This is a genomic window from Sphaerisporangium siamense (assembly GCF_014205275.1).
GTDB classification, from domain to species: Bacteria; Actinomycetota; Actinomycetes; order Streptosporangiales; family Streptosporangiaceae; genus Sphaerisporangium; species Sphaerisporangium siamense.
In genome coordinates, this window is sequence record NZ_JACHND010000001.1 from 5,246,105 (window position 1) to 5,267,667 (window position 21,563).

Below are 21,563 nucleotides of genomic sequence, written 5' to 3' on the forward strand. Positions count from 1 at the left end.
CCGGCGCACGGCCGGTCACCGGCCCTGGACGGACTAGAATCGTGCCCGCTCAAGCCCTGAATACGGAGCTCACTCTTGTCGAACACCTATGACCCGGTCGAGGTGACGCCGTTGCACGCCGACGAGGTGGCGCGCATGCAGGCCGAAGCCCTGGCCGCCATCGACGCGGCGGCCGACCTCGACGCACTCAAGCAGGTGCGCCTCGCGCACGCCGGTGACCGCTCGCCGATCGCCCTGGCCAACCGCGAGATCGGCGCGCTGCCGCCCCAGGCCCGCTCCGAGGCGGGCAAGCGCATCGGCGGCGCGCGCAAGGCCATCGGCGAGGCCCTCGCCGCCCGGCAGGACGTGCTGACGGCCGAGCGCGACGAGCGCGTCCTGGTCGAGGAGACCGTCGACGTCACCCTGCCGTGGGACCGCGCGCCGCAGGGGGCCAGGCACCCCCTCACCACCCTGCAGGAGCGCATCGCCGACGCGTTCATCGCGATGGGCTACGAGGTCGCCGAGGGGCCCGAGCTGGAGGGCGAGTGGTTCAACTTCGACGCCCTCAACATCGCGCCCGACCACCCCGCCCGCTCCGAGCACGACACCTTCTTCGTCGGCTCGGTCGACTCGGGCATGGTCATGCGCACCCAGACCTCGCCCGTGCAGATCCGCGCGCTGCTGTCGCGCGACCTGCCGGTCTACGTCGTCTCGCCCGGCAAGGTCTTCCGCACCGACGAGCTCGACGCCACCCACACCCCGGTGTTCCACCAGGTCGAGGGCCTGGCGATCGACGAGGGCCTCACCATGGCCCACCTGAAGGGCACGCTCGACCGGTTCGCCGAGGTCATGTTCGGCGAGGGCATCGACACCCGGTTCCGGCCGAACTACTTCCCCTTCACCGAGCCGTCGGCCGAGATGGACCTGCGCTGCTTCGTCTGCCGCGGCGCCTCCGCCGTCCCCGGCAACCCGCCGTGCCGCACCTGCAAGTCCGAGGGCTGGATCGAATGGGGCGGCTGCGGCATGGTCAACCCGCGCGTGCTCGTCGCCTGCGGCGTCGACCCCGAGCGCTACAGCGGTTTCGCGTTCGGCATGGGCGTGGAGCGGACGCTGATGTTCCGCCACAACGCCGAGGACATGCGCGACATGGTCGAGGGAGACGTGCGCTTCACTCTCCCGTTCGGTATGGAGGTCTGATGAAGTTCCCGCTCTCCTGGCTGCGGGAGTACGTCGACCTGCCCGCCGTCACCGCCCACGAGGTCGCCGACAGGCTCACCGCGGCCGGCCTCAAGCTGGAGTCGATCGAGTCCGTCGGCTACGACATCAAGAACGTCGTCGTCGGCGAGGTGCTCTCGATCGAGGAGCTCACCGGCTTCAAGAAGCCGATCCGCTACTGCTCGGTGGAGGTCGGCGAGGCCGCGCCCCGCTGGATCATCTGCGGCGCCACCAACTTCGCGGTCGGCGACCGGGTGGTGGTGGCGCTCCCCGGCGCCGTGCTGCCCGGCGGCTTCGAGGTCGGGTCGCGCAAGACCTACGGCCACGTGTCCGACGGCATGATCTGCTCGGCGCGCGAGCTCGGCGTCGGCGACGACCACGACGGCATCCTGATCCTGCCGTCCGACAGCCACCTCGGCGCGGACGTGGTCGAGCTGCTCGGCCTGCGCGACGACGTCATCGAGATCGAGGTCACCCCCGACCGGGGGTACGCCCTGTCGATCAGGGGCGTGGCGCGCGAGGCCGCCGCGGCGTTCGGCGTGCCCTGGCACGACCCCGCCGACGTGGAGCCCCCGTCCTCCACCGGCGAGTCCCACCCGGCGTCCATCGCCGACCCCACCGCCTGCGACCGCTTCGTGCTCCGCTCGGTCACCGGGTTCGACCCCGGGGCCGAGACCCCGATGTGGCTGCAGGTCCGCCTGATCCGCGCGGGCATGCGCCCGGTGTCGCTCGCCGTGGACGTCACCAACTACGTGATGCTCGAACTCGGCCAGCCGCTGCACGCCTTCGACCGCACCCGGCTGAGCGGCCCCATCGTGGTGCGCAGGTCCGAGCCGGGCGAGACGCTGGAGACCCTCGACCACGTCGTGCGCGAGCTCCACCCCGAGGACATCCTGATCACCGACGAGTCCGGCGCGATCTCCATGGCCGGCACGATGGGCGGCCTGGAGACCGAGATCTCCGACGAGTCCACCGACCTGGTGATCGAAGCCGCGCACTTCTCCGCGGGCGGCGTCGCGCGCATGTCGCGCCGCCACAACCTGGTCAGCGAGGCCTCCCGCCGCTTCGAGCGCGGCGTGGACCGCGAGCTGCCGGTGTACGCCTCGTGGCGCGCGGTGCAACTGCTGGTCGCGTTCGGCGGCGGCACGGCCGGCGCCGGGGTCACCGACGTCTCGATCGACGTCGAGCCCCCGACGATCACGATGGCCGCCGACCACCCCGACCACGTGGCGGGCGTCACCTACGGCCGCGACACGGTGGTGCGCCGCCTGGAGCAGGTCGGCTGCACGGTCGTCGGCGCGCCCGAGCCCACCGGGCAGGACGGGGGCGAGGCGCTCCCGGCCGACGTCCTGGAGGGCCCGAGCGGCGCGGCGGGCACGCTCACGGTGACGCCGCCGTCCTGGCGTCCCGACCTGACCGACCCCAACGACCTGGCCGAAGAGGTCATCCGGCTGGAGGGGTACGACAAGCTGCCCTCGGTGCTGCCGGCCGCCCCCGCCGGGGCGGGCCTCACCGAGGCGCAGCGCCTGCGCCGCCGCGTCGGCCGGGCCCTGGCCGCCGCCGGGTACGTCGAGACCCTGGCCTACCCGTTCATGGGCGCGCGCGATCTGGACGCCCTGCAGCTCGCGGCCGACGACGCGCGGCGCCGGGCCGTCCGCCTGGCCAACCCGCTCAGCGAGGACGAGCCGCTGCTGCGCACCACGCTGCTGCCCGGGCTGCTGAAGACCCTGGTACGCAACGTCGGGCGCGGCTTCGGCGACGTCGCGCTGTTCGAGTCCGGCCTGGTGTACCGGCCCGAGCCGGAGGCGCCGGAGCACGCCCCGGTGCTCGGCGTGGACCGCCGTCCCACCGACGAGGAACTGGCCACGATCACCGCGGCGCTGCCGCGGCAGCCGCTGCGGCTGGCCGTCGTGCTGGCCGGCGAGCGCGACCGGTCCGGCTGGTGGGGCGGAGGCCGCCAGGAGTCCTGGGCCGACGCGATCGAGGCCGCGCGGGTCGTCGCCCGTCAGGCCGGCGTCGAGCTCACCGTCACCGCCGACCGGCACGCGCCGTGGCACCCGGGCCGGTGCGCCGCGCTCCACCTCGGCGACACCCTGGTCGGCCACGCCGGCGAGCTGCACCCCCGGGTGGTCGAGGCGCTGGGGCTGCCGCCGCGCACCTGCGCGATGGAGCTGGAGCTGACGGTCCTGGAGGAGGCCCTGCCCGGTCCGGCCCAGGCCGTGCCGGTGTCGGCCTACCCGGTCGCCACGCAGGACGTCGCGCTGGTCGTTCCCGGCGAGACGCGGGTGGCCGACGTCGAGGCGGCGCTGCGCGAGGGCGCGGGCGAACTGCTGGAGTCGATCCGGCTGTTCGACGTCTACACCGGGGAGCAGGTCGGCGAGGGCAACAAGTCCCTGGCCTACACCCTGCGCTTCCGTGCCCCCGACCGCACGCTCACCGTCGAGGAGACCACCGCGGCGCGTGACGCCGCCGTGGCCCTGGCCGCCGAGCGCACCGGCGCCCGGCTGCGCGGAGCCTGAGCCGGCGGGGGCGGCGCGGACGGTCTCCGCGCGGCCCCCGCCGCCGGGTCAGCGCGCGTAGACCTCCATCTCGTACAGCGAGTAGCCGTAGGACGTGCCCCGGGTGATGCCGCGCATGCGGACATGGCGGGCCGTCACGGGGGCGAAGGTCAGGTTGTCGACGCCGCCGTCGCCGGCGGCCGTCGCGGCGACCGTGGTCCAGGCCGAGCCGTCGGAGGAGGTCTGGATCTCGTAGGCCGCCCCGTAGGCCGCCTCCCAGCGCAGCACGACCCGGGACACGCTCTTCGGCGCGCCGAGGTCCACCTGGAGCCACTGGGCGTCGCTCGACGCGCTGGCCCAGCGGGTCGTGGGGTCTCCGTCGACCGCCCGGCTCGCCGGATAGTAGGGGATGAGCTGCGTGCTTGACGCCCGCGCGGACGCCCCGGCGGCGAGGTTGCCGATCGGGTCGCCCCGGTGGGCGGGGAACGAGACGGCCTGCTGGTAGGTCGGCCGGTTCTGCCACGAGATGAGGTGCTGCTTGATCCCGCCGAGCGGGGAGTGCCGCACGGCGTCGGCGCACCACTGGTCGCCCGCGGCGCACGCATCGTCGGCGGGGTAGGTCGTGGCGGCGGGCTCGGCGAGGGCCGCCGCGAGGCTGTTCAGCAGGACGGCGCGGCAGCCGGCGAGCGTGCCGTCCCCGCAGTACCGCCGGGGGAGCGGGCCGGCGACCTGATCGCCGAGCACGGCCCTGAGGTCTTTGCTCACATAGCCCCACCAGCCGTACTGGAACGCCGACCCCTTGTGGGCCTGCGCCTCGTTGGCGGAAGTGGGCAGGGAGGACACGTCGCCCTGCTGGCGGCCGGACGGCGACTCGTTGACCTGCAGCGCGTCGACCAGCGCCTGGTACAGCCCGTCGCCGAGGCCGGGCTTGAACTGCGCCCGGACCAGCAGCGGCCACCAGGCGTCGAAGGCGCGGATCGCGTCGGCGTGCGCGTAGGTCCTGCTGCCGGGTGAGGTCTCCAGCCGCCGGGCCCCGGAGGCGGCCCAGGCCGACAGCTTGGACACCGCCGGCGCGAGGGCCGGGTCGGTGACGGGCGCGCTGGTGAGCACGCGCAGCAGGTCGGGCAGGACCCTCTTGCCGCGCAGGTCGGTGACGGCGGCGTCCGCCATGATCCGCACGGTGCCCGCGCGGTCGAGCCTGCCCGCGCCCGCGAGCGCGGCCTTGACCGGGGCGTCCAGCAGGTCCACCCGGTGGACCGGGCCGAAGCTGAAGTTGCCGTCGGCGGCGCCGTAGTCCTTGGCCTGCTTGTTGTTCCAGCTCACCAGGTAGTCCTGGTTCGCGGTCTGCGGGTGGGCGGCGGGCGGGGTGTAGGACGCGGTGTTGGTGGCGGGATCGAAGCCCGCCCACTCGTGGGCCGCGTCGGCGGTCATCGGCAGGCCCGCATCGGCGGCGGGCGGGCGGACCGGGGTGTCGCCGGACATGAAGTACGCCGCGTCGGTGGAGTTCACGAAGAACCAGTTGAACGCGAAGCCGATCTTCGACGCGGAGGCGGTGAAGGCCGCCGCGTCGCCCATCTGGGCGGGGTCGTTGAACATCTGGAACCCGATGGCCGAGTCGGCCTCGTGCCGGTAGGTGGAGCGCAGGGTGGTGAACGCGGCCGGCTTGCCGCCCACGCTGCCGCGCCAGGTGACCAGGCCGTACTTGGTGCGCTGGATGACCAGGTCGTAGGACCCGGCCGCGGTGGAGTCGGCGACGGTCGGCTTCCAGGAGTTGGTCTTGCGCAGCGTCTCCATGGGCGTGCAGACGCCGCGGTACAGGTAGTGGGAGGTGGCGGCGGTGACCGGGCCGCCGCCGGGCTCGCACAGCTCCAGGGCGTAGGTGTCGGTGATGTCCTGGCCGCTGGAGGTCGCGCTCCAGGCGTAGTCGGTGCCCCGGCCGAGCAGCACGTACATGTTGAGCCCGGCGAACGCCGCGCCGCGCGCCCGGACGCCGGGCCCGGACAGCTCCTGCAGCATGAGCAGTTGCGGGGCGAAGTAGCCGGTCTGGGGTCCGAAGACCGCGATGGGGTGGCCGGTAGTGGACTCGGCGGCCGAGACCACGATCGCGTTGGACATGCCCGGCTCGGAGTTGTCGACGGTGAGGCCGCCGAGCACGCCGGTGCCGCGGGCGGCGGCGGGGACGGGGGCGGTGGCCGAGCCCTTCTCGTTGAGGGTGATGTCGACAGGCGCGGCGGCGTCGGGGAGCACGACGCCGGTCGCGGCGGGCGCGTCGCCGGAGGGGAAGCTCTGCCCGTTGTGCAGGGTGAGGGTGGCCTCGGGGTCGTTGCGGGCGCGGAACGCCGCCCACACCTGGTCGCCGGCCGCGGTGCCGTACTTGGCGCGGGCGGCGACGCGGACCAGGGCCGACCGCATCTCGGCCCCGCCGCCTCCGCCGAAGATCCCGCCGATGACGCCCGAGATCGCCACCACGTCGGCCCGCGTGAAGTGCTGGGGCCCGCCGGCGTTGGTGATCGCGTCGAGGTGGCCGGTGAGCACGTACTCGCCGGGGCAGTCGCGGGCGGCCATGCAGTGGTCGATGTAGGCGTTGATTCCGGCGACGTACTCGCCCACGTCGGCGTACAGCCGGGCGCCGCGCGGGCCGGAGTCCCTGAGCCGGGTGATCTGGGCCTCCAGGTCGGCCTCGGTGTAGGGGGAGTTGCGCCAGACGCTCTGCTCCAGCTCCCGGTTGCCGGGGGCGCCGCCCGCGAACGGCGTCAGCTCGCCCCGGCCGACGTGCCGCATCAGGTCCATGACCCACAGCCGGTCCTCGGCGCCCGCGTACCCGGCGCCGAACATCGTGCCCTCGCGGGTCGTGCCGGTGATGTGCGGGACGCCGGTCGCCCTGTCCCTGACGATGGTCACGTCGGAGCGCGGGCTGACGGTGCTCTCGACCTGGCCCGCGGGCACGCCGAAGGAGGCGTCGCCGAAGAACCGCGAGATCTGGTCCTCGCGGAGCCCGGTGTAGCCGGCGATGAGGCCGGCGTACTTGGCGAGCTGGTCGCCCGAGTGCCGCGGCATGGTGCCGAGCGCCTGGTGGGCGAGGATCTCGGCGAGGGTCGCGTCGCCGTTCTGGCCGGGCGGCAGGATGTCCGCGCACTGGCCGAGGCAGTAGTCGTCGGTGGTGTAGACGGCGGCGGAGGCGGGGACGACGGGGGAGGCCAGCGCGATGATCGCCAGCGCGGAGGCCGCGGTGATCAACCGCCGGAGACGAGCGTGCATTGAGAACCCCCAAAACATGAGGCGGACTCGAAACCGCTGAGCTTGGGAGGAACATACGCTCGCGCGCGGACGCGATCAATGGGCCGTGTGGAATCACTCCACCGGAGCGGTCAAGGTCAGCTCCGCCGGCGGCGCAGGCCGAGCAGGCGGGTCGCGCCGCGGTCCGCGGGCGGCAGCGGCCCCTGCGGGCCGTCGGGCGGCGGCGCGGGGGACAGGCCGCGCTTGAGCGTCTCCTCGCCGATCTCGGCCTGGCGCAGCAGGTCGGCGAAGACCCACTCCAGCAGCTCCTGGCGCGCCTCGGGCGCGCACATGCCCGACACCGCCGCCAGCAGCGAGGCCGACGGCGCGCCCGTCTGCGACAGGAACTCCTTCTCCACGGTCGGGCGGTCGAGCACCGGGCCGTAGGCCGCGGTCAGCAGCGTGTGGAACCGGCGTATCTGGTTCTCCGGGTCCGCCGGGTGCAGCCGGTGGACCACCGCCGCCAGGTGCCCGCGCCGCCGCAGCGCCTCGCCGATCGGCGCGCGCTCCGCCGGGTCGGCCCCGCGCGCCGCCAGCTCGCCGCACATCGCGTACACCGACGCCGGGTCCAGCGGCTCGCGCAGCGCGGCCTCGACCAGCGCCTCCGCCGGCAGCGCCGACAGCAGCGGCGCCGCCTCACCCCGGTCCAGGTACCGGACGAGCCGCAGCACCACGGCCGGCTCGGCCGCGGACATCCGCCGCATGGCCGCCGCGAGCGGCGGCGGCAGCCAGTGCTCGGCGTTGCCGCGGATCTCCTCGAAGCCCTCCAGCGTGAGCCGCGGCCCGTAGGCGAGCGGCAGCAGCACGTCGTACAGCCGTTCCTCGGTGGCGGAGTCCAGGGCGCGGGCCGCCACGAAGACGCGGCGGTCGGCGATGATCCGCCGCAGGTCACGGCCGCGGTCGGCGGGCCGGGGGCCGCGGGCCACGGCGGCGAGCGCGTCGAGGGTCCGGGTCAGCCGCCGGGCGTCCCCCTGGGCGATGCTGTCGGCGCAGGCCCTCAGCAGGTCGGCGGCCGACTCCCGCCGCGCGGCGCGGGTGGCGTCCAGGTCGGCGATGGAATCGGCCACGCCCGCCAGGTCGGCGGCCTTCATCGGCCGCGGCCGGGTGTCGCGCGCGAACCGCTCCACCGCCTCGGCCAGGTCGCCGCAGGCGGCGAGCGCCGTCATGTACCGCCGGGCGACCTGCGGCAACCCCTCGGCGTCGGCCTCGCCGGTCCAGGAGACCGCGTGCGCGCCCGCGGGGGCGTGCCGGGCGAAGGACAGCGCGATGCGGTGGTGCGAGGCGGCGTCGGTCCACGTCGAGGCGGTGAGCCTGCTGCGGAATCCGTACGGCAGCAGGCTCGTGACCGCGTCCAGGAACCGCAGCCGGGCCTCCAGCGGCTCGGCCTCGGCGCCCACCACGCAGACCGGGTCGCCGGTGACCAGCAGGGCCGCGGCCTCCATGGCCTTCGCGCCCGCCGCGTCCGCCGTCGCGCGCGGGTCCAGGGCACTGACCTGGACCTCCAGCGGCCCGTCCGCGGGCAGGGCGCACCCGCCGAGCGCCTCGTAGAGACCCGCGTAGGCGGCCGGTCCCTCGGCCAGGCGGGCGAAGGGCACGCAGAAGTACCGGGTCACGGGGATGTTGCGCCCGAAGGCGTCGCGGTGGTGCGACCACTCCTGGACGGCCATGCCGGTGTAGAGGGCCGAGCCGTCGCTGACCCAGCTCATCGTCACCTGGGGCAGGTCGGCGGTGAAGCCGGGCGCGTACCGCGCGATGATCGTCGCGTACTCGTCGCGGCTGAACGGGCCCTGGCCGTGCGCGAGGACGGCGTCCTCGTCGCCGGTGCCGGGCTGCTTGCCCCACAGGGCCCACGCGGCGGTGATCGGTGCCATCGCTCTCCTCGTCCGGCGCGCTCAGCGGCCGATGACCAGGTACAGGACCGCGAGGGCGAGGACGGCCCCTGGCACCATGATGACCAGGAAGCGCGCGAGTTCCACCCTGGCGACGCGCCGGTGCTCGTCGGCGGCCGAGGGGAGGACCGGTGGCCCGCCGTGGCGGCGGCGGGTGCGCAGGAAGGAGCGGGTGGGCGCCGTGTCGGAGATCGGGGCGTCCACCGCGACCGCGGGCCCCGCCGCGCCGGGACCGCCGGGCTCGGCCCCGGGAGCGGGCCGCCGGAGCAGACCGGCCCGGCCGCGCAGGGCCTGCCACAACGCCCGGGGCCGCGTCCTCCTGGCGCGGGTGCTCGCCGCCGCGACCAGCAGCATGGCGATGTGGGGCTCCACGGCGCGCGCGGCGATCGCCCCGAGCCGGTCGTCGGCGGGGGACGGGCCGTAGGCGATGTGCAGGAACTCGTCCAGCACGTTGGCCTGCGTCTCGGGGTCGCCCGGATACGCCGCCGCGACCGCGGCGGACAGGAACACGTGCTCCTCCAGCACGCGGGCGATCTCGGCGTTGCCGGTGAGCCGGTCGGCGTGCCTCGTCACCCTGTCGCGGAGGTAGCGGACGACCTCGGGGTCGGACGGCTCGTGCGCGGCGACCGGGATCAGCAGGGAGATGGCGGTCCGTTCCACCATGTGCGCCAGGGAGCTCTCCGGAGCGCGGACGGCCACCCGCACCTGCACGAGGTCGTCGTCCAGGGGCATGCGCGCCATCGCGGCGTACAGGTCGGCGCTCGGCAGGGCCGCCCGGGTGATCGAATCCAGGTCGGCGGAGGTGAGCGCGTGCCCGTATCCCAGGCGCAGGATCAGCTCGTAGAAGGCGCCGTCCGGGCCCCGGGGGCCGGCCGCGGCGGCGGGCAGCACCCTGGTCTCGATGATCTGGCGATGGCGGGCCCTATCGTGCCGGCTCGGCTCGCGCGCGTCCGCCAGCGCCTTGAGCCCGGCCGCGGCGAGGCCGAGCTCGCCGTAGTCACGCGTGTTCAGCGCCGCGGCGCACCGATGCAGGAGGTCCTCGATCGTGGCCGGGTTCTCCGGCACGGCCGGGAGCTCGGGGGGCGCCGGGGGGCCGGGGAGGGCCGGCACGTCCAGGATGTCGCCGGTCGCCGGTACACCCTCCAGGACGGCTTCCGCCACGTCGAAGGCGTGCCGGAACCCGACGGGCTTGGTCGCGGCGGCGAGCGCCCTGACGACGGTCACGGGCGGGCGGCGCACCAGGGCGTCGTAGTACTCGCGCGTGGTCTGGCTCCACGGCCGGCCCGCCGTCGTGTTCCAGTGCAGCGGGAAGGCGTCCCTCTTGGCGTTCTTGGCGAACGAGAGCTTGATCCGGTGCGACGTCGCGCTGTCGGTCCACGTCGAGGCCGTGAGCCGTGTACGCACGCCGTAGGGCAGCAGCGCCGCCACGGTGTCCAGGTAGCGCAGGCGGTCCAGGACGTGCAGGTTCTCGCCGCCGAGCACGCAGATCTGCTCCTCGGTGAGCAGCAGGGCCGCCGCGGCCTTCGCCGTGTCTCCGGCCCTGGCCGCGATCGCGGCGAGCTGGGGCTCGTCCAGGACGGGGACCGTGAGCACCACCGGGTCCTCGCCGACGGGGGCGCAGGTCGCGACGGCGGCGTACAGCGCCTCGTAGGACACCGGCGTGTCCTGCAGCATGCTGTAGGGCACGCAGTAGTAGCTGGTGAGGGCGACGGGACGGCCCTCGTGGTCGCGCCGGTTCGACCAGCCGTGCACGGCCAGCCCGATGTAGGCCCCCTCGTCGTCCACCCTGAGGCAGCTGATCGTCACCTCGGGCGGGCTGACCTGGCCGGGCGACCACCGGAAGAGGATGTCGTGGAACTCGTCCCGGCTGAACTCGCCCCGGCTGCCGGCGATGATGCCGTAGTCGCCGCCCGCGCCGGAGTCCTTGCCGAACAGGGCCCACTCGGCGGTGAGCCGCACCACGCCGCTCACCCCGCCTCCCTGCCCTGACGGTCGGCGGACATCTGTTGCCCGAGCCACAGCATGGGCTCGATCACGTTGATGGGGTGGGCCGGGCCGCGGATCTTGAACGCGCCGGCGGGCTCGCCGCGGCCGGAGGGGGCGGGGGCGGGCGGCGTGGCGTCGGGCAGCCGGTTCTGGAAGTCGTCCGGGTCGAACCGTCCCGTGGCCGGGTTCAGGTAGAACCCGATGGAGGAGGTCACGAAGAACCGGATATGGTCCTTCCAGAAATACTTTTTCAGCGTGGGCACGACCATCTTGGCGTACCCGCTGGAGGAGACGCCGCACAATTCCTGGAACAGCTCCTCGGCGTTGTCGCTGTCGATGTGCGGAAAACCGTAGGGGTCCTCCGGGTTCGGCGTCAGCAGTCCGTTCTCCTGAGCCGTCATGAAGACGCGCGGCTCGTCGAATTTGGTGACGCAAACTGCTAAATAGTGGGGCAAAGTATCACCGGCGAATCGGTTCTTCGAGATCATCCGCCCGGCGAGGTCGGTGAGCACGGTGTGCAGGTAGGTGAACGCGTCGCCCTTCCTGTGCTCGCGCGTCGGGTCGAAAAGGTAGACGATGCCCCGGCTTCTCTCCAGGTTCTCCAGCAGCGGCTCCCTCTCGGCCCCCGAACCGGCGCGGTCGGCGCCGAAGAACCCGCCCGGGGCGTCCAGCACCTCCAGCCCGATCCGCTCCGGGCGCGCCCTGCGGAACAGCCCCTTGGGCTGCTTGTCGGGCTGCCTGCTGAAGAACCACTTGTAGTGGCGGAGCGTGACGGTCGCGGGCGGGAACCTCTGCTCCTGGAACGACTTGGTCATGTCGGTGAGGAAGTCCCGCGAGTCGGGATCGTCGGTGAAGATCCGCCACGGGCTCTCGTTGAGGATGAGGGCGATGTTGAGCGCGGCGAGGAAGGTCGTCTTGCCGCAGCCGGGCGCCCCCCAGATCGCGATGTTGTGCTCCGGCGGGGCGGCGCCGCGTCGCTGGTTGGCCATGCTGAACCTCACTATGGTGGGCGGCTTGCCGGCGGGCTACACCGCGATGAACGGGAAGGGGACGGGCTGGACCGCCGGCACGGCCAGGCCGAGCCGGGCGCAGACCTCCTCGGCGTCGGCCGTGGCGAGTTCGGCGGGCGCGCCGCCCCCGAGGCGCGACCAGGCGCGGTGCGCCCGCTCGGCGGGCAGGTCGCAGACGGCGGCGAACGTCATGGCGTGGTCGCGCTCCAGGGCGGCGAGCAGCGACTCCCAGTCGTGCTTGTCCCCGCACGGGATGATCTCGGAGAGGTCCGTCCTCGGCGGGTGGGGCGGACGGTCCCCGACGGTGAGCAGCGCCGCCGGCGCCCGTCCGGCGGCCTTGACCAGCCTGCCCGCCTCGACCAGCATGTCCTCGATCCGCGCCGCGTAGGGGTAGCCGCGGGCCATGGCCTCGCGCATGCCCGGCAGCCGCCGTTCCTCCAGCCTGTGCAGCGCCTCCTGGGCCTCTTCCGGGGAGACCCGCGCGCACTCGGTCCTGGCCGGCTGCTCGGGGTCGCCCCGGTGCACGGCGTGCGAGCCGTAGGTGATGAGGGACACCCGAAGCCAGTCCTCCGGGCCGTCCGCCAGCATGCCGAGGAACCCGGCGACCCACTGCACGCGCGACAGCACGCGCTCGTAGGGACCGCTCAGCTGGACCGCGCAGATCAGGTGCGCCGGGTCGGCGAAGCGGTCCAGCCGGGACGGGACCGCGGCCACCAGCTCCTCCCAGGGGACCTCGCACCGCTCGGCGGCGTCCGGCAGGCCGTGGAAGCGCACCTTCCCGGGGCGTTCCAGCTCGGCGAGCAGCGTGTACGGCCCGGGCGCGAGCTTGGCCGCGTGCGCCGAGACCAGCCGGGGACGGCGGTGGTCCTCCCACGCCGTGACCGCGAAGACCGTGCCGCGGTCGTCGCTCGGCTCGCACCGCACGGTCAGCTCGACGTGGTCGCCCGAGCGCGCCTCGCGGCCGAACAGAGGGTGGCCCGCGAAATGGAGCGTTCCCTCCTGCGGGTGCCGCCGGAGCACGACCAGGTCGTACGGCTGGGTGAGGGGCTCGTCGCTGATGGCCCGGCGCAGCGCGTCCCCGGCGCGCGTGCCCGGTTCGGTGAAGACGCGGGCGCCGGGGCGCGCCGCGCGCAGCACCTCCGTCGCCTGGGCCACTCGCGGGTCGGCGGGGGAGGCGCACTGGAGGATCATCGTGGTGTCGCCGGGGAGCGGCCGGGGCAGGTCCGCCGCCAGCCGGGCGGCCGCGACGACGTCCCCGTCGCGCGGCGCGAGCGGCTCGACCAGGCCGCGCGGGGTGCCGGTGCCGTCCCGGTGGACGTCGAAGACGGTGACGCCCCCGGCGGTGACCTCGAAGACGATGAGATGCCGGGAGCCGGACAGTTCCATGACGGCGGTCGCGAGGGCTGTGCCGAGGATTTCAAGACCTGACGTGGTCAAATACTGCTCCCCTGGGTCTTAGCAACAAAACGACCATAGGTCCCCATATTGGACGTTTGCCCCCGAGTTGGAGCTCCGGCTATGTGTGCGGCCTCTTAACGGCGACCACCCATCGCGTGGTCTTCTGATCAAAATATTCCGGCACATGTATAGCTTAAGCCCACTACAAGGTGATGGTGTTGCCCTGTATCCGATTTAAGATGTAGCCAGCCCCAGTCGCCGCGTGATAGCGGGGAGAATAGATGAGAAAGTTCCTAATTGTCCTATCCGGCGCCCGGCCGGAGATCCTCGAACAGTGCCCCACCGATCGCGGCAAGTTCGAGGGCATCGGCGGAGCGGTGCTCACCACCGCCGTGCTGGCCACCATCTCCATGTCCTTCGCCCTGGGCAGCGCCCTCGGCCTGAGCTTCTTCATCGCCGTCCCCGCCGGCATCCTCTGGGGCCTCGCGATCCTGAGCCTCGACCGGTGGCTCGTCGGCTCCATCCCCGCCGAGGGCCGGCGCCGGTGGCGGCTCGCCGTCCCCCGCGTCCTCATGGCCGTACTGCTCGGCGTGGTCATCTCCACCCCGCTGGTCCTGCAGATCTTCAAGACCGAGATCGACGCGCAGATCGTCGAGATCAGGCAGGAACGTGCCAACTCCTTCACCACCGAGCGGATGAAGGGCGACGCCGGCAAGGAGCTGCTCCGGCTGCGCGCCGCCGTGGCCGTGCAGGAGGACATCGTCGCCTCCCGCGGCGAGAAGGCGCAGGACCCGCGCAACGACCCGCGGTTCAAGGCGCTCACCGCCGAGCGCGACGCCCAGCAGAAGCAGGCCACCAAGCACTACGACCAGCTGCAGTGCCAGCTCTACGGCGGGCAGGGATGCCCCCGCAAGGGCGACGGCGAGCTCGCCCAGGCGAGCAGGGACGCCATGAACAAGGCCAAGAAGCGCGTCGAGGAGCTCAACAAGCAGATCGACGCCCGCAAGAAGGAGCTCACCGCCTCCGACAAGCAGGCCCGGGCCACGCGGCTGGAGTCGGCCACCGAGCAGCTGAAGGAACTGCGCCCCCAGCTCGCCGCGGCCGAGGAGCAGCAGCGGACGCTGCAGAGGTCCTTCAACGAGGAGAACGAGAGCCTCAACGGCCTGCTCATCCGGCTGCGGGCCCTCAACGAGGTCTCCGGCAAGGACGTCACCCTCAACGCCGCCCGCACCCTGCTCTTCCTGCTCTTCCTGCTCATCGAGTGCCTGCCGGTGGCCGTCAAGCTCATGCAGAAGCCGGGCAACTACGAGAAGTTGTTCGAGATGGAGGCCCGCAAGGAGCTGATGGAGGCCCGGACGGGAATGCGCCGCGCCACCCGGTCCGCGCCGGACGGAGCGGAAGGGGCGCCGGGCCGCCGCACCACCCGGCAGATCTGGGACGCCGAGTCCGCGCTCGACCAGCCTCCGCCGGACGCCACCGTCGTGGGCCCGCCCACCGTCCTGGACGAGCCGGTGGAGCACGGGCCCGGCCCGATACCGGAGCCGCTCAGCATGACCCACGAGTTCGGCGGCATGGAGGACGAGGCCCTGCGCGGCATGGCGGACACGCGGGCGCCGGCCGTCTCCAACGCCGCGCGGCCCGAGCGCGCCCGCGCCCGCAACCTGTTCCCGGACGACGATGACTGACCGCCCGGCGCCGCCCGCGTCCGCCCGGCTGCTGAGGAACCGCTACCGGCTCCTCCTGCGGCTCGGCAGCGGCGGCATGGGCGACGTCTGGCTGGCCGCCGACCAGGTCCTCGGCCGCCAGGTCGCGATCAAGGAACTGGTCGTCGCCGACGACGGCGAGTCGCTGTCCGTGCGGCGCGAGCGCGCGCTGCGCGAGGCGCGCGCCGCCGCGGGCGTCGAACACCCCAACGTCGTCGAGATCTACGACGTGTTCGAGGAGCGGGGCCGCCCCTGGATCGTCATGGCCTACGTCAGGGGCCGCTCACTGCGCGCCCTGATGGACGAGGGCAAGGTGGAGGAGCGCGACCTCGCCAAGATCGGCGTCCGCGTCCTCGGCGCCCTGAACGCGGCGCACCGGGCCGACGTCCTGCACCGCGACGTCAAGCCCGCCAACATCCTGATCAGTGAGGCGGGCCGCGTCGTCCTGGTGGACTTCGGCATCGCCCACATGTCCGGCCAGAGCACGCTCACCTCCCGCAACGGGTTCATCGGCACCGTGGACTTCATGGCGCCCGAGCGCATCAGAGGCCACGCCCTCGGCCCCGCCTCCGACATGTGGTCCCTCGGCGTCACCTTCTACTGGGCCCTTGAGGGGTATTCGCCGTTCGGCCGCGGCGACGCGCTGCTCACGATGCGCGCCATCCTCGACGAGGACCCGCCGAAGCCGGTGCGCCCCGGCCCCCTGGCCGACGCGGTGGCGCGCCTGCTCGACAAGGACCCTGGGCGCCGGATGACCGGGCACGAGCTCAACCTGGTCCTGCGCTCGGTCATCGGCGGCGCCGCTCGTTCGCGTCCCAGGCCCGGCGGCCCCGCCGTTCCCCCCGCGGGGCACGCGGCCGCCCGCCCGTCGTCCCCGCCCCCGAGCACTCCGCCCGCCTCCGGCCCGCCGCCCTCCGGTCCGCCGCCCTCTGGACCTCCCTCCGCCTCGGAACCCTCGCCTTCCGACCCTCCGTCCGGGCGCCCGGCGGCGCCGTCGCCCGCGCGTCCGGTCACCCCGCCGGTGGCACGGCAGCGGCCGAGCTCGCCCGCGCCGGCGGCACCCCCTGTCGCCTCCGGGGCCGCCGCCCGCTACGCGGCCATGGCGCCGGAGACCGCGGGCGGGCTGCTGGCCGAGGCCGAGCCGCGGTTCGCCGCCGGCGTCCTGCTCGCCCTGCCCGGCGCCAAGGCCGCCGCCGTGCTCGGGGCCGTCCCGCCCAAGGCCACCGCCGGCATGCTCACCGCCATGGCGCACAGCCCCCGCGAGGCCGCCGCAGTGCTGCGGCTGCTGGCGCCCGCCCACGCCGGGCGCGCCGTCGACTACCTGGACAGGTCCGCCGCCGCGGCTCTGACGGGCCGCCTGCGGCCGGGCGAGGCCGCGCGGATCCTCGCGCACGCCGGCCCCAAGACCGGGGCGGCCGTGCTGGACGCGCTGGCCGTGAACTCCGTCCTGATCTCGCTGGTCGAGGCGATGGCGGAACGGTCGGCGCGGCGGGCCGGCCGCGTGCTCGCCTACGTGCCGCCCGCCAAGGTCGCCACGCTGCTGACCTCCCTGCCGGACGAGCTGTCCCGGACGCTGCTCGACGCCCTGGACCCCTCGGCCCGCGAGCGGGTGCGACGCCACCTGGGACGCTAGCCGCCTAGGCCGGGGGCGGGTGACAGCCGCCTGACAGTCGCATGACAGCCCCGTCATGAAGCGTGGCCGTCCGGCGGGCCGCTCCGATGATCCGAGCATGAGGAGAGCTCGAGCAACGCGCCGCCGTGGGCCGGTCCTGTGGGCCGCGATCACCGCCCTGGTCATGGCGATGGCGCCCGTGCTCGGGGTGACGCCGCCCGCCGGGGCCCAGGCGGGCTCGATCACCATCGAGGCGCGCGACCTCGCCACGGGCGCGGCCCTGCCGGCGTTCCAGTACCTGGTCAACCTGGACAACTCACGCCTGCCGGCCGACCCCGACCCGGCCCTTCGCACCGGCGTCGCCGCCACCGAGAGCAACAGCCCCATCGTCGCCAAGGGCGACCAGAGCAGGCCCGCCGTCGACCTGCCCGACGGCCGCTACCTGATCTCGGTCCGGGCCGCCGGCCACAAGATGTGGGGCCGGCACATCACCCTGCCGCGCGACGCGGGGACGGTCCGCGTCGATCTGTCGGAGGCGAGCGAGGCCCACCCCCTGCCCCTCGGCAAGATCCGCGTCTTCGTCTTCGACGACTCCCGGTGGACCAACGGCGCCCCGGACACCGGCGAGGCCGGGCTCGCAGGCTTCCAGGTCACCCTGCGGGAGCAGACCGACTCCCAGGTCTCGGTCGACTACCACAACGAGCCGCTGTGCGGCGGCGACTGCCGCACCTCCTCCGACGGGTTCGTCCAGATCGACGACCTCGGCCCCGCCACCTACTTCATCTACGTGACGCCCCCCGACCACTGCGGCCGCGACGGTTCCGGCACCTGGACCCAGACCACCACCATCGACGGCGGCGTGGGACTCCAGGCCGGCGTCGAGGAGGGCAGCGACGGCACCGGCGCCCCCGGCGAGGCCCTGTGGGAGCCGCCGGACCGCCGCACCGGCTACTGGTTCGGCTTCGTCTGCACGGCGACCGACTTCCCCGCGCCCGGCACCGGCTCCATCAGCGGCACCGCCAAGAACTGGAAGGCGTGGCCGCCCTTCGAGGTGCTGTCCACCGCCGAACCGGTCGAGAACCCGTACGTGGCCCTGACCAGCAGCGCCAACGACACCACCGTCTACGTCGGCCGCGGCGACGCCGACGGCGGGTTCCGCGTCCCGCGCGTGCCGCCCGGCTCCTACATCCTGTCGATCTGGGACGAGCAGCTCAGCTACATCATCCGCTTCCTCCCCGTCGACGTCCCCGCCGGGCGCAACGTGGACCTCGGCGACGTGGGCGTGTCCCGCTGGTTCGGCTGGCTGTCCGGCCACGTCTACCAGGACACCGGCGTCGCCAGGAACGGCGCCGCGCTGCCCGCGGGCAGCAAGGGCAACGGCGTCCGCGACTGCGCCGACCTCGGCGACGAGGACACCTGCGAGCCCGCCGTCCCGAACACCGACGTCGACCAGCGCTGGCGCGACGGCTCCATCAAGGACGCCACCTTCACCGACGCGCAGGGCCGCTACGAGTACACCAACGCCGAGGGCGGCCCGCTCGGCAAGTGGTTCATCGGCGAGACCGGCTTCTCCCGCTTCGGCACCACGGGGGCGTCCGTCCACAGCGAGTACGACCGCACCCGCGCCACCCCCGTGCCGACCGACGCCGGCGGCGGCCTGCTGACCAACCAGCTCGTCATCGAGGGCCACCACAGCGAGGTCGACTGGGGCAAGTACCAGTACGCCGACGACGAGCCCGGCCAGATCGTCGGCATCACCTACTTCGCCACCACCCGCAACGAGTTCGACGCCCGCATGCAGGTCCACGAGGACTACGAGCCCGCCATCCCCGGCGTCACCGTGCGGCTGGAGGGCCCCGGCCCCGACGGCGTGCCCGGCACCGCCGACGACCCCGTGCTCAACGAGTACGTCACCGACCACTGGCGACCCTCCGAGGACTGCGACGTCCTCGACAAGGACGGCAAGGACATCGGGGTCCAGCTCCACCCGCTGATCGGCCCCAGGTGCGTGGAGGTCCCCGCCACCGGCAACGAGACCAAGGACGCGGCCTTCGACGGCGGCTACGCCTTCTCCGACTACTGCCCGCCCGCCACCGGCGGCTTCGGCCACTTCGACGACGAGGGCGACACCGTCTGCCGCGACGGCAGCGCGCCCGTCCCGCTCGTGGCCGGCACCTACATCACCCACGCCGTCATGCCGGCCGGCGGGAACGACGACCGGCCGTGCAACCCGGCGGGGGAGAAGTACGTCAGCGGCCCCGGCGGCGCCGGCTGCCTGTACCGCCCGGTGCGCGAGGAGGACGTCAACGTCGACCTCGGCGCCCAGTTCACCCCGGCCATCCCGCCGCCCGCCTGCGCCGGCGACCCGCACGTCATCGACCAGTCGACGCTGACCCCGCGCAGCCCCTACTACGGCGTCACCCCCAGCCCCTCCCGGCCGCTGTGCGACAAGCGGCTGGTCGTGCTGCGGAACAAGCAGAACGCCAACGCCGACTTCTTCCTGATGACCGCGTTCAAGAACGGCCCGGACGTCGCCGAGCCGGGCCGCATCGTCGGCCTGGTCTCCGACGACATCTACTTCGACCGCGACGCCAAGTCCATCTGGTACGGCGAGCCGCGGCCCATCGGCAAGATCCCCATCGGGATCCGCGACTACAACCGGCGCCTGATCACCACGGTCACCACCAGCGAGAACGGCGCCTACGAGGCCCTGCTGCCCTCCACCGAGACCTACAACTGCCCCATCCCCCAGGGACCGTGCCCGGGCATGTACGTCGTGGTCGTCAACGACCCCGGCGACAAGGCGCACCCGAATCCCACCTTCAACCCCGACTATCTGACGGCGAGCTTCGCCTGGGACGTGTGGCCCGGCCAGACCGACCAGCTCGACACGCCCCTCGACCCGATCTCCGGCACCGCCTGCGAGCTCCCCGTCAACACCCCCGAACTGCTCCAGGTGTCCAAGCCGTACGTCACCGCGGGCGATCCGGCCGAGGCCCGCCAGATCACCATCCAGGGCGACTTCTTCGGCGCGGCACCCGGCTCGGTCGTGCTCGGCGACCCGGCGACCGTCCAGACCCGCGTGCTGACGGTCGCCAACGGAGGCATCGTGAGCTGGGGCGACCGCAGCATCGTGATGCGGGTCCCGGCGACCGGCGTCCTGCCGGCGCAGATCCGGCCGGGGCCGAAACAGCTCACCGTCCGCACCGCGGCGGGCGTCCCCACGCCCAACGGCCTCACCCTGCACGTGCGCGGCGACGCGGGCGGCGTCAGCTACCTGCCGCCCGTCGTGAACGTCGCCGGCCCTGACGCCCCGGGCGCGATCCAGAGCGCCGTCAACGCCGCCGCCGACGGCAGCCTGCTCGTGCTCAGGCCCGGCGTCTACCACGAGAACGTCCTGCTCTGGAAGCCGCTCATCCTGCAGGGGGTCGGCCCCGGCGGCCTGGTCGGCGCCCGCGAGCAGCAGGAACGCGCCCCCGAGGACCCGAGGTTCGACATCCCCGGCACCGTCATCGACGGGCGTTTCTTCCACGACGACAAGCCCACCTGGACCGCCGCGCTGGCCGCGGCCGGCACGCTGGCCGGCGTGGACGCCGACCATCCCGTCCTCGAAGGGGCGGGCATCACGGTCGCCGCCAAGACCCCCACCGCCTTCCCCGCAGGGATGCGCGCGGCCCGCATCGACGGCCTCGCCATCACCACCGGCCAGGGACAGGGCGCCGGAGGCGTCCAGCTCCAGGCGTACGCCGCCAACCTGCAGATCACCAACGACGTCCTGGAGAGCGACGGAGGCATCTTCGCCGGCGGCATCGGCATCGGTCAGCCCTACTACGACTCCCACAACACCGGCGTGCGGATCGCCCACGACCGCGTCATGGGCAGCGGCGGCCTCACCCGCTCCGGCGGCATCGGCGTCTTCCGCGGCTCCGGCGGCTACGAGATCGCCGACAACGTCATCTGCGGCAACTTCGGGGTCGAGTACGGCGCCGGCATCTCGCACTGGGGCCTGTCACCCGGCGGCTCCATCCACGACAACAAGATCTACTACAACGATTCGGTCGACTCCGGGGCCGGCGTCACCATCGCCCAGGAGGTCCCCCAGCCCCTGCCCGACGGCACCACCCCGCTCGGCGACGGCTCCGGCGCCGTCGACCTCGACCGCAACGTGATCCAGGCCAACTACTCGGGCGATGACGCCGGCGGCCTCTTCGTCGAGGGCGCGCACACCGCGCGCGTCAACGTCCGCAACAACATGATCGTCGACAATGGGGCGGCCGACATCGGCGGCGCCGTCCTGCTGGACGACTCCGCCAACGTCGCCCTGGTCGGCAACACCGTGGCCAACAACGTGTCCACCGCCTCCTGCGAGACCTGCGACACCACGCCGCACGCCGCCGGGCTCGCCGCCGAGGCCAACGACCCGCTCTTCCAGGCCACCCTGCCCCCGGGCGCGCCCAAGTTCTCCGACCCGGTCGCGCTGTTCGGCAACATCTTCTGGCACAACCAGGCCTACACCCTCAGCCACCCCGGGCCCGGCGCCACGCTGGTCTCCGAGGGCTACATCGACATGGAGGTGCACGGCACCACCGGCGCGGCCGACACCTTCACGCCCCGCTACTCGCTGCTCGGCGCCGCGACGATCCGCGGCTCGGACGGGGCCGACCACCCGCTGCCCGGCGGCCAGGGCAACATCGTCGGCCAGGACCCGCGGTTCGTCCTGCCCTACACGCTGGAACTGGCGGTCGCGGGCTCGCGCCTCGACCCGCAGATGGCCGCGGTCACCATCACCGGGCAGGACCCGCCCGTCGGCCTCGCCGGCGACTACCACCTCCGGCCGACCTCACCGGCGATCAACAAGGGCCCCACCTACGGCGACTACCCGGCCCCGAGGACCGCGACCAGCGTCCCGGCGCCCGCCGTCGACATCGACGGCCAGGCGCGCCCGGCCGGCCCCCTGCCCCTTCCCTTCGATCTCGGCGCGGACGAGGTGCGATGAC

The 21,563-nt window shown here is 73.6% G+C and carries 10 protein-coding genes; 5 read left to right on the forward strand and 5 right to left on the reverse strand.

Features of this window, described 5'->3' with window-relative positions:
• The first annotated feature begins 135 nt into the window (after positions 1-135).
• Entirely contained in the window at positions 136-1,176 is a 1,041-nt protein-coding gene (gene pheS, locus BJ982_RS24205) for a phenylalanine--tRNA ligase subunit alpha (protein ID WP_239123508.1), read from the forward strand.
• Entirely contained in the window at positions 1,176-3,713 is a 2,538-nt protein-coding gene (locus tag BJ982_RS24210; RefSeq protein ID WP_184883668.1) for a phenylalanine--tRNA ligase subunit beta, read from the forward strand. Before pheS ends, BJ982_RS24210 begins: the two co-directional genes overlap by 1 nt.
• 48 nt (positions 3,714-3,761) lie before the next feature.
• Here BJ982_RS24210 and BJ982_RS24215 read toward each other — a convergent pair whose 3' ends face one another.
• The 5 genes from BJ982_RS24215 to BJ982_RS24235 form a co-directional block, all read right to left on the reverse strand.
• Positions 3,762-6,950, reverse strand: coding sequence for a penicillin acylase family protein (locus tag BJ982_RS24215; protein WP_184883670.1), 3,189 nt, complete (start codon positions 6,948-6,950; stop codon positions 3,762-3,764).
• 116 nt (positions 6,951-7,066) lie between these two features.
• The gene (locus BJ982_RS24220; RefSeq protein ID WP_184883672.1) at positions 7,067-8,839 is read right to left on the reverse strand and encodes a hypothetical protein; all 1,773 of its coding nucleotides are present in this window, start codon (positions 8,837-8,839) and stop codon (positions 7,067-7,069) included.
• 21 nt (positions 8,840-8,860) lie between these two features.
• Positions 8,861-10,828, reverse strand: a complete 1,968-nt coding sequence (locus tag BJ982_RS24225; protein ID WP_184883674.1) for a hypothetical protein — start codon at positions 10,826-10,828, stop codon at positions 8,861-8,863.
• Positions 10,825-11,832, reverse strand: a complete 1,008-nt coding sequence (locus BJ982_RS24230; protein WP_184883676.1) for an ATP-binding protein — start codon at positions 11,830-11,832, stop codon at positions 10,825-10,827. The genes BJ982_RS24225 and BJ982_RS24230 overlap by 4 nt, the downstream gene beginning before the upstream one ends.
• A gap of 36 nt (positions 11,833-11,868) precedes the next feature.
• The gene (locus tag BJ982_RS24235) at positions 11,869-13,290 is read right to left on the reverse strand and encodes a hypothetical protein (RefSeq protein WP_184883678.1); all 1,422 of its coding nucleotides are present in this window, start codon (positions 13,288-13,290) and stop codon (positions 11,869-11,871) included.
• A 242-nt stretch (positions 13,291-13,532) separates the two neighbouring features.
• Here BJ982_RS24235 and BJ982_RS24240 point away from each other — a divergent pair, with 242 nt between their 5' ends.
• The 3 genes from BJ982_RS24240 (at position 13,533) to BJ982_RS24250 (ending at position 21,562) form a co-directional block, all read left to right on the forward strand.
• Positions 13,533-14,936, forward strand: a complete 1,404-nt coding sequence (locus BJ982_RS24240) for a DUF4407 domain-containing protein (protein ID WP_184883680.1) — start codon at positions 13,533-13,535, stop codon at positions 14,934-14,936.
• Positions 14,929-16,587, forward strand: coding sequence for a protein kinase domain-containing protein (locus BJ982_RS24245; protein ID WP_184883682.1), 1,659 nt, complete (start codon positions 14,929-14,931; stop codon positions 16,585-16,587). The genes BJ982_RS24240 and BJ982_RS24245 overlap by 8 nt, the downstream gene beginning before the upstream one ends.
• Before the next feature lie 97 nt (positions 16,588-16,684).
• Complete coding sequence (locus BJ982_RS24250) at positions 16,685-21,562, forward strand: hypothetical protein (protein WP_184883684.1); 4,878 nt, start codon at positions 16,685-16,687, stop codon at positions 21,560-21,562.
• Position 21,563: the final 1 nt, after the last annotated feature.